General features: G+C 51.6%; 13 protein-coding genes. 3 read left to right on the forward strand and 10 right to left on the reverse strand.

Features of this window, described 5'->3' with window-relative positions:
* Window positions 1-212: 212 nt before the first annotated feature.
* The 7 genes from K9G39_RS06430 to K9G39_RS06450 form a co-directional block, all read right to left on the reverse strand.
* Window positions 213-971 (reverse strand): alpha/beta hydrolase, encoded by a 759-nt coding sequence (locus K9G39_RS06430; protein ID WP_292004106.1) that lies wholly within the window; start codon window positions 969-971, stop codon window positions 213-215.
* A 261-nt stretch (window positions 972-1232) separates the two neighbouring features.
* Window positions 1233-1670 carry a nuclear transport factor 2 family protein gene (locus K9G39_RS06435; RefSeq protein ID WP_292004107.1) on the reverse strand — a complete coding sequence of 146 codons (438 nt, stop codon included), beginning with the start codon at window positions 1668-1670 and terminating at the stop codon, window positions 1233-1235.
* A 48-nt stretch (window positions 1671-1718) separates the two neighbouring features.
* The gene (locus tag K9G39_RS06440; RefSeq protein WP_292004108.1) at window positions 1719-2117 is read right to left on the reverse strand and encodes a DNA-3-methyladenine glycosylase I; all 399 of its coding nucleotides are present in this window, start codon (window positions 2115-2117) and stop codon (window positions 1719-1721) included.
* Entirely contained in the window at window positions 2092-2190 is a 99-nt protein-coding gene (locus tag K9G39_RS11160) for a hypothetical protein (protein ID WP_363319367.1), read from the reverse strand. The genes K9G39_RS06440 and K9G39_RS11160 overlap by 26 nt, the downstream gene beginning before the upstream one ends.
* Before the next feature lie 38 nt (window positions 2191-2228).
* The gene (locus K9G39_RS11165; protein ID WP_363319366.1) at window positions 2229-2333 is read right to left on the reverse strand and encodes a DNA-3-methyladenine glycosylase I; all 105 of its coding nucleotides are present in this window, start codon (window positions 2331-2333) and stop codon (window positions 2229-2231) included.
* Window positions 2334-2374: 41 nt separating this feature from the next.
* A complete protein-coding gene (locus tag K9G39_RS06445) occupies window positions 2375-2941 on the reverse strand; it encodes a nitroreductase family protein (RefSeq protein ID WP_292004109.1) in 567 nt (188 codons plus the stop codon).
* A gap of 26 nt (window positions 2942-2967) precedes the next feature.
* Window positions 2968-3168, reverse strand: a complete 201-nt coding sequence (locus K9G39_RS06450) for a nucleotidyltransferase substrate binding protein (protein WP_292004110.1) — start codon at window positions 3166-3168, stop codon at window positions 2968-2970.
* A gap of 678 nt (window positions 3169-3846) precedes the next feature.
* Between K9G39_RS06450 and K9G39_RS06455 the strand changes: the two genes are divergently transcribed.
* Window positions 3847-4299 (forward strand): surface-adhesin E family protein, encoded by a 453-nt coding sequence (locus K9G39_RS06455; RefSeq protein ID WP_292004111.1) that lies wholly within the window; start codon window positions 3847-3849, stop codon window positions 4297-4299.
* Window positions 4300-5051: 752 nt separating this feature from the next.
* Here the strand turns inward: K9G39_RS06455 and K9G39_RS06460 are convergent.
* The 3 genes from K9G39_RS06460 to K9G39_RS06470 all read right to left on the reverse strand — a co-directional run bounded on the left by K9G39_RS06460 (window position 5052) and on the right by K9G39_RS06470 (window position 7082).
* The gene (locus tag K9G39_RS06460) at window positions 5052-5450 is read right to left on the reverse strand and encodes a hypothetical protein (RefSeq protein WP_292004112.1); all 399 of its coding nucleotides are present in this window, start codon (window positions 5448-5450) and stop codon (window positions 5052-5054) included.
* Between the two features lie 254 nt (window positions 5451-5704).
* The gene (locus K9G39_RS06465; RefSeq protein ID WP_292004113.1) at window positions 5705-6160 is read right to left on the reverse strand and encodes a hypothetical protein; all 456 of its coding nucleotides are present in this window, start codon (window positions 6158-6160) and stop codon (window positions 5705-5707) included.
* A 337-nt stretch (window positions 6161-6497) separates the two neighbouring features.
* A complete protein-coding gene (locus tag K9G39_RS06470; protein WP_292004114.1) occupies window positions 6498-7082 on the reverse strand; it encodes a hypothetical protein in 585 nt (194 codons plus the stop codon).
* Window positions 7083-7354: 272 nt separating this feature from the next.
* Here K9G39_RS06470 and K9G39_RS06475 point away from each other — a divergent pair, with 272 nt between their 5' ends.
* Together K9G39_RS06475 and K9G39_RS06480 are read left to right on the forward strand one after the other, a co-directional pair.
* Window positions 7355-8332 (forward strand): hypothetical protein, encoded by a 978-nt coding sequence (locus K9G39_RS06475; protein WP_292004115.1) that lies wholly within the window; start codon window positions 7355-7357, stop codon window positions 8330-8332.
* A gap of 57 nt (window positions 8333-8389) precedes the next feature.
* Window positions 8390-8912 (forward strand): SEC-C domain-containing protein (locus K9G39_RS06480; RefSeq protein ID WP_292004116.1); only part of this gene is annotated, 523 nt, incomplete at its 3' end.

Below are 8912 nucleotides of genomic sequence, written 5' to 3' on the forward strand. Positions count from 1 at the left end.
GAACAATATAAAGGAAGAGCCCCCTTATTTGTCACTCCTTTTTTTACATACCGGTACAAACCCGCAAGATCTGGGCCTGAATCATCCGGTCATGACAACTCAAGGAACATGAACGAAAAAAATGAGGGTTGACTGTCAGCATCAAACGGGCGGCAGAACACCCGGCGGAACCATGGCGCTATCAGGAATACGTTTCATCCGGCGGCTTTCGCTTATCCGAGAAAACCGGTTACGCTGTCGCAGAAAATTCCGGGGAACTGGAACATGAGGCCATGTCCGCCGTTTTCGATAACGGCCAGTGCAGCCTGCGGTATCCTTCCGGACATATACCGCGCATTGTCGGGAACCACAAGTTTATCCTCGTCACCGGTAACCAGAAGCGTCGGGCAGGCTATCTCGCCGAGCCGACCGGCTGTTCCTCCCCACTCTCCTATTGCCGCAGCCTGCCTGCCGAGACTCTCCTCAGGAATCTGACCCATGGGCCGATAAAAGATCTCCTTCAGACGCGGGCCATTGCTCCGAAGCCAGTTTTCGGGAAAAAGTACGCTGATATATCGCATGCCGCGCTCTTCGGGAGTGCCTGAAAAGTCGGTGAGCGTTGCCAGCACCTCTGGCGAAGGCGGAAACATCTTCGCATCGCAATGGGTTGCATAGAGAACCAGCTTGCTGACAAGGGTGGGATGGCGCAAGGCAAGCTCCTGTGCGATCAGCGATCCCATCGACCATCCAAGCACATGCGCATAGCCCACCCCCAGTGACTGTAGAAGAGCGGCACAGTCCTCGGCAAACTGGTCGATGGAAAAAGGCTGTGTGCCCGTTTCCGAACCGCCGATCCCCCGATTGTCGAACACGATGACCCGAAAGTTTTTCGAAAGTCTTTCCAGCAGCGATGATTCCCACAGGTTCATCGTACTTCCGTAACCCATGATCATGAGCAGCGGATGACCACTGCCGAACACACGGCAGTCCATCCCAATATCCGGGATCTGAACCCGACATGGACCATTTCCTGAATCTTCTGATGGCAGAATCTCTTTCATGATGCAGTATTTCTGTTTGGGGCGAAGGTTTTCGGAAAGCAGACGCACTGCCCGTGCAATCCGAAGCATGGATGTTATCAATGTAGCGGCACGGCCATTCTTTCAGGAACCGGTCAGTAAAATCGAGGGACAGCGACCCCGGATTTTACTGATGGTCACGTCGATGAAGGCTGCGCAGGATACGGAAAACGGTCACTGCATAATCTGCAGGTTCGCATGTGCTACCCAGCGCCACCCTTCGGGCGTCTCCTGGAACACGGTGAGTCTGCGTGCCGGCTTTCCGGTCAGCCGCTTGCCGCCGACAGACTCCTCCGCGCTCACCGTATAGGTCACGATAAGAATGTTGCCGCTGCGGGTTTCAACGAAATCACCCAGCACCGGCATCGCCATCTTGAGGCCCTTGACAAGTTCAATCTGCTGGTCGCGGTTGCGAGGCCCGTCCTGGTGAATTGACTGAAACGCCGGAGAGATGGTCTTCTGGATCGCCGGAATGTTTGTGGACTTCATGTCGATGAAGAGCTGCCTGACAAGCTTTTCACCGGTTTGCTGGGCGGGTTTCTCTGCAGCGCGAATCGGCATGGCGCAAAGAAGCGAAACAACGAGGGGAAAAAAGATTCTGAATGCAGACATGGGAGCCTCCTGCAATGGTTGTTGGAAAAAAAGTGCATATGAAAAAAATTACGAAAAAACATCCGATCGATGGATAGAAGCTGATCGATGCGTGAACCGCTCCGTCTTGCGTTCGTGGTGAATGACCACACGGTTACGCCGGGGTATTTGTCCATAGCATGAATCCGGATGATCGTTCACCATACCAACAGCCTGCATATAGGTGTATATGATGGTAGAACCAACAAACCTGCATGCCTGTTTTTTGAGGCCCCTTGAAAGCGCGTCGCTCTCGACGGCCCGTGCAGGAACATCGCTGACGGGACTGCGTTGTCCATCTATCGGCTCTCCTCCGGCAAACTGCCAGACATTCGCATCAAAACTGCCGAACTCTTTCTCGCGGCAAACACTTAAAGGCGATTGCGAACGATCCTGGGGTTTTTCAACTGTTCCCCGATAGTTCAACATCGGTCATGCACGCAACGCTTCCCTGATCGAACTCCTTTAATGCCTCGCAATATGCGCCCCTTTTCCGTAACACCGTTTTCCAGCTCAACCCTGCCAGGGATCCTTCCAGTATCAGCAGTTAACTTGTTTCCGGTCATCGTGAACCGGCAAACCCCACTCTTCATCGTGATACGCAATTTCCGGAAGGCTTGATGCAGCCCAGTCACATCGTTTCATAAATCATCTCTCTTCTTTACACTCGGCCTGGAAAATGGTGCTCATTCCATGATGGTGAAGCAGTCCGCTTTTTTTGGCGGAGCTTCAGGGTATGGTTCCGCCGGCCAGCCGAAAACGGCGGCTGCATATGGCTGGTGACCGTCCGGGAATATGACGCCGAGTTCCCGGAAAATGGCCTTGCCTTTTTCGGTGGCATGGAACATCATGACGGCATGCGTCCAGCAACTGCCGATACCAAGCGAGGCAGCGGCAAGCATCATGTTCTCCATGGCGAGGGTACAGTCGTATTGCGCAGCGATGGCGCCGGGGTCGCCGGAGATAATGACCATCAGCGGAGCATGGTAGAAAACGCAAAATCCCTCCTGTTTTGCAACTTCCCGCAGGGCTTCGACATTCGACTGGAGGAAGGCGCTTTTGCAGTTCTCTTCGAGCTTCCGGAGCAGTTCGGGATTCCGGATGGCCGTGAAATGCCACGGCTGCTGGTTCATTGCGCTGGGAGCATGACGGGCGGCTTCGATCATCTGGTCGAGTTCGGCCTGCCCGACCACATCGGGCCGAAAGCTGCGCACGCTTCTCCGCATAAGTATCGTGGATATGGTTTCGTTCATGGTTTTCCGGATTTTGGTTCGGATAATCAGGCAACATTGACGGCTGATTGCCATCCAATTTCTTCGGTTTTTTCCTGCGAGTACGTATGCGATGTCAGATTCCGGCTTTTGATCATCTCCATCCAAAGGTCACCCTCTTCAATCAAGCCCTGTTTGAAGGACTCTCTGGAATTATCTTCAGACCTGTAACGTAACTGGGTCCCCTTGTTTTTCAGAAAACCCTTCAAGGTATTTCCAGGCGGACTCGTGGATGTACTCGAAAGACCGGATCATGCCCTGCTGTTCAAGTTCACTCAACGGACACTACCGGACAAGTTCGACGGCCCTGTCGAGCGGCCCGAATGCCTGAGCGTAATGTTTACAGCGCTAAATCCATTGGATATCCTGACTGCTCATAGCAGATCTCCGTATCTTGACCAAGGAGAAGCCTGTCAAATACCTTATTACGAAAAAGGTACAGAATATTTCGCTCAAGTAAAGAACCGGCAACCATATCTCCCGGTAACTCCTTATTGCAATATCCGACCAGCAGAGTAATTCAACGTAAGGATCAACGCCACAAGGTCACCATCTACGTTTCTAACACTCTTCCTTACCATAAAAAAACGTATTATACTGCTGAGTGACCTTGAGCGGGGCTGTGGGGCAGGAAACCCCGGTCGCCAATGCCGGTTCCCCCCTCGATTCAATCTATATCCCTGTCGGGAACAACTCCGATTTTTGAAACCTGTTTCTCTTCATAGGTAAGAGGCACCTCTATAACGTATGATGAGCGATCAATGTGCAAGGCGAACGGAGCGGAGAAACCGGAGTGTATGAGGATTTCGAGCACCGACCAACGCAGCAATTTGGGCGTGCAATAACTGTATAGAGGTGCCCAAAAGTAAACACAGAACTGACCGAAAATGAAACGTATCAAGGCGCTCCTGATAGCAGAGGCCCTCGTCCTTCTCGCACTCCCAGCACAAGCGGCCAAATGGGTTTATGTCAATAAAGCCAGCGACGGATCGACGGCATATGTCGATACCGAAACCATCGATCTGCTTTCGACAGGAAACATAAAGTATTGGTACCGATTCGACTACGACACTCCAAAAGATACCGGAACTGAACAGATTCAGACGGTTATTTGCCTGAAGGAACTTGACCCGTCGGCACGGGAGGAAAAAACACTTTATGTATCATGTTACTCAGGCCCTTCGATGACGGGGCGGGTTGTTGCGACCGGTGATCCTCAATGCGGGATTGATCCGCTCATTCCCGGAACACTTGCCGATGCGGTTTCGAATTTCGTTTGCAAACGAGCGGGGATCAAACTTGGCGCACTGAAACAGAAAAAAAAACCCGGCATCAAGTAGGGGGTGGCTACAACTACAAATAAGTAAATCTGCATAACACTCACAACTACGTAAACCTGCGGTTCGCTCCGTTTGACGATCTGGTTTATCCCCCTTGCTGAAATCCCGAGCAGATGCGCAGTTACGGACATAGGTCATCCCGAGTTCAGTAAGGGCTAACAAAACGGCAAAACCTGATCGGGCTACTCAACCCGATCTTACAGGAATGAGCAAACTGCCATCGCCACACTTTAGCAATGAATACCTTTGCTTTGGTGTAGACGCATAAATCCAGGTTATGCTCCGGGATTGGACAAAAAAACGAAATCCAAATAACGGAGCCCATTGGGTAATAGCTCGTTCCCGGGTATTTGCCGTAACGATAGACAGCAAGAAGCGTAAAGCGCTTCGGCTCTTTACGGAAGCTGACACACCGATCCGACGGCATATCAAAATCATAAGCATTTCAAACCCCTACGATCCAGAGTGGCAGGAGTACTTTGATACTCGAAAAAACAGAGGTAATGAGACCTCAACAGGAGATTGTTGCCGGGTGACATAATATGGCGCCTTTGTCGAAGGCTTGAGCCCGGTGCAGTGAAAATTGCACGCTGGGTTCTCAGGGGACGGCGTTGCAGCAAAATGATGCTGTTATCCAACTCATCGGCGCTTTCTCTGTAAGGACCCTTTCTCCAAGGCTCTTGCCCTGAGTCATTTCCCTTGGCCGAACAATAAGCATTTGTCTCACTGCAGACAGGCTAAACGGTTCTGTCCTAATCAGTCAGGTCTTCCATCCGCACGAGCATCCACTGTCCTTGTCTGAAAACAAAAAAGAAGCTCATGTTGAAGCCGCTATCATACCCTTCGAAAGCAACCACCCCCTGCCTGGTATCCCTGAGACGCTTTGTTGGTTTCAGGGCAAAGTTGTCGTAGATTTGCTCCTCGAAGGGTATCGTCGTCTTGCGTTCGGAACCCATGTATTGCGATATGAATTTCCACTTTGAGCGAGGAATGGCGACACGGTCAAGGCTTACACTACCTTCCTCGTTTATCGTGTCGCAAAGCGTGACGCTTGTGACCGGAAAAGCGATGTGACTCATCTGATACTTCCGATCCACGAAAAACCTGTGGGCGAACGGCTCAAGCTCCGTCGTTGGTGTACCTTGTGCCACACCCCTTGCTTCTTTCGGTATTGGTTTTTGTGATTATGGGTTCATCTCTTTCTGAGGCCTGACTTTGCTCCTGAAAACTAAATTGTATCCCTTCAGCAGACCCTGCGTATTTGTGAGCCCCTTCTCCCTCACGCCGAGTAAGAGGGACCGCCTTCATATCCTGTGTGATTCTTCGCTGCGTCACACCTGCAGGATGTCCCATCCCTGAGCTCGGGAGAAATCCGGGAGAAGTTGAGTGCATGACAGTGTTAGAACTACTTCCCCAGATTCCGGAAAACTTCAGAATTTATAGCTTCTGAGGAAATATCCTGGATCTCTCCTATACGCCTCAACTCCAAGGCGGCTTCTTCGGAAAGTGTTTGAGAGAGTTTCAGAATGTCTTTATCAAAACCCTCAACCCTTTCTGCCTCCAATGTCACCAGCTGCATCTGATTGAGGTAATTCAAAAGAACATGATGCGCGCCCCTGATCGTCGAATGAAAAATCTCCGCCTTTTCCTTGCTCGCTGCGTCGTGCTGCCGAAAAGCTTCTCTGGTCAGATAGAAAATGACTGCTGATGACAGAACGACATAGAGCCACCCCTTGACAAGTTCCACCAATGCAAAGACTTGTATATGCGGGGCAGAATAATAGGCAACTGTATCGGTAACAAGAATCCAGATGACGCCGAACAGCAAATAGGCCAGCGTGATTTTGTGATATGGTCGCATAATGAAGTGCCAACATGGCAGGAGATACCGATAAGCCTGAAGCGTCAATGATCCCCACAGCCGGGAATGAACGCATTATGGTGCCGCAAGCATACCTGTCAATTTGAAAAACCGAACGTCACATCGACAATTCAGATACAACAGGCACTGCGTGAAGTGCCAGAAAAGTAAAGAGGAAATAACAGCTTACTTTTTAAAGTAGAAAAACCAAAACGAAATAAAAAAGGGAAACGGCCCCGCCGCCACTGCAGGACGCCACGATACAGCATCCTGTTTTCTGTGACAGTTTCCTGTTCAGGATACGCTTCAGCACCCCTGGGTCTCACTGTGTGCCACTTTACCGACACCAGTTATTCCTGCTTACCGGATCTGTCGGATCACAATCCAGGGATATGTCGTCCAGATAGAACCTTCGCTGCAGGGGAAACTTCTCCCACGAAACTTCCGGCTTAGAATCCCTGAAGGCGTTCAATTCTTTTGTGATCTTTTTCCTGCCTGTAAGATAGTTTATGCTGAAATCGGACTGTTCACCGCTGCTCCTGGAAAACTCCGAGCGGTCGTAACCGATCAGGCGCATTCGCGCCCCTTCAGGACGAAACGTGAACGTTTCATGCCTCACCCCATAGCTGCCGCAGCTCAGCCACGTATGCAGTTCGAGCACCAGATTCCCCCGTTTTATCGAAACCCCTCCGCCATCGAGACGATCGGCCAGGCACGGGACCTCTTCGTCATGTTCGCTCGGCAGCAGGTCATCCCTGCCGAGAATTTTATCGAATCCGCCGGGCGTTCTGAACAGAATGATGAGACGGCGCGGATTCAGATTGAGCACCGATGCACCGAGAGACTCCCTGTTTTGCCTGAAATTGGAGGAATCACTCTTCTCTGCGACAAGCACCGCATCGTCAAGTCCGTCCCTGTTCAAATCTCCCGATGTGTGCGCAATGAGCTTCCAGCCTTTGGGTATCCACTCCGAAAAAGGTCGGGCATCTCCTGCGAAGGCAGGCGCAGCCAGGAAAAAACAGAAGCAAAATCAGCGAGGGTTTCATATCCGCAGCCGGTAAAAAGGGTTATCGATGGAAGCCATGAACACCCGAGGTTAACGATATCGTTGCAATATATGAAGCGGCACTTTTTCATACATTATCAATGGGTGAGGGTAACAACAACTTGTCGAACAACTGAGATCTTACTCTTATGAAATGCAGGATTCATCTCCCCTTTCTCGTCGTCGCCCTATTGCTTCCGCTCTGGCTGCCAATGTACGGCTGCAGCACAATTCAGCCGGCAGCCGACGTCACATCGCAGCAACCCGCCGCCGGCATCAGCGGAATGGCGCAGATCGACGGGAATTCCTGGCTCGTCGTTCACGATGCGCTCTCGTTTGAAAACGGCCCAAGAATGTCGATCATCACGCTGTCGGCAGACTCCGCCCCGGTTTTCCATCCTGTTACGGTTGACTCCTGGCCGGACGCAGACGGCAGGGCGAGCGATCTCGAGGCGCTCTGTCCGGTTCCCTCGCGTCCGGGAGAATATCTTATGGCTGAATCCGGAACATGGAAGGGAAAGGGCGGACGACTGTTTCATCTTCGCCTCAACGCATCGACAAAACAGGCTGCAATTCTTGGCGTCATGAAGCTGCCGGTATTAGCCGATAACAATCCGCAACAGGTTGGCGATCAGTATGAGGGGCTTTCCTGTATAAGAGGGATTGACGGCAGGTTATTGCTGCTGCTTGGCGAAAGAGGTGGATCGCAAAGATTTCCGGAGGGCGTTATTCGATGGGGGATTCTTGATATCGATCGTCATGAGCTTCAGTTCATCGGAAAGGGACTTGAAGGGGTGAAGGTCAATGCTCCCGGCAAATGGAAAAACAGACTTGCGAACCGCGATATCAGCGACATGTACATCTCGCCTGAAGGTAAAATCTGGCTATCGGCCGCAGAAGACAACGGCGATAACGGACCGTTCACTTCGGTGATCTACTCTCCGGGCAGGATTTCCGGAAATTTCAGCCTGCCTGTTATTGCCGACCGGCATCCTGAAATCTGGCGGACTATCGGTTCTCTAAAGATCGAGGCGCTGAGCGGGCCTGCCGAATCTATCGCAGGAAGCCGGATGTGCATCGGCAGTGACGACGAGAACTATGGAGCCATATGGAGGCCCGTGGAATAATCGAGCGGACTGTTTTTTCATCTTCGACCAGTTTGAATAGTTCTACCTTCAAGGGATATGATCAACGAAAATACCTATCAGTCATTTCCCTGCCCCTGTGGCAGCGGAAAACCATTTGACGAGTGCTGTTTCAGACCGCACAACCGGAAGTCGGGCAATCCCATGGATGAGGTGATGCAGGCGCTGAAAGAGGCTCAACAGCATCGTGAGTTCGGCTCCATCAAGGATGCCAATCAGTTTATGCAAGAATTCATGATCCGGCAGAACACAAAGCCTCGCGATGCTTTTGCCGGTTTGTCGCCCGCAGAAATGCGCAGTATTCTCAACACCCCTTTTGCAGCCCCTGACATCGCCACAGTTGCCGACGTTCTTCCGCAAAACCCGGACTGCACCGCAGCAGCGCTGTTCGAGGCGCTTGCCGACGAGATCGGCGACAAGGGACTCAAGCCAACCGCCACAGGAAATCTGCCCAGGAATACCGTTCGCGAAATTTCAATAGTCATCAACGGCACCGATACCTTCGGTACCGAACGCACACCATACCAGCTGCTGAAAGAGGCCGATTATTTCGATCTCCACC

Source organism: Chlorobium sp., from assembly GCF_021740465.1.
GTDB lineage: Bacteria > Bacteroidota > Chlorobiia > Chlorobiales > Chlorobiaceae > Chlorobium.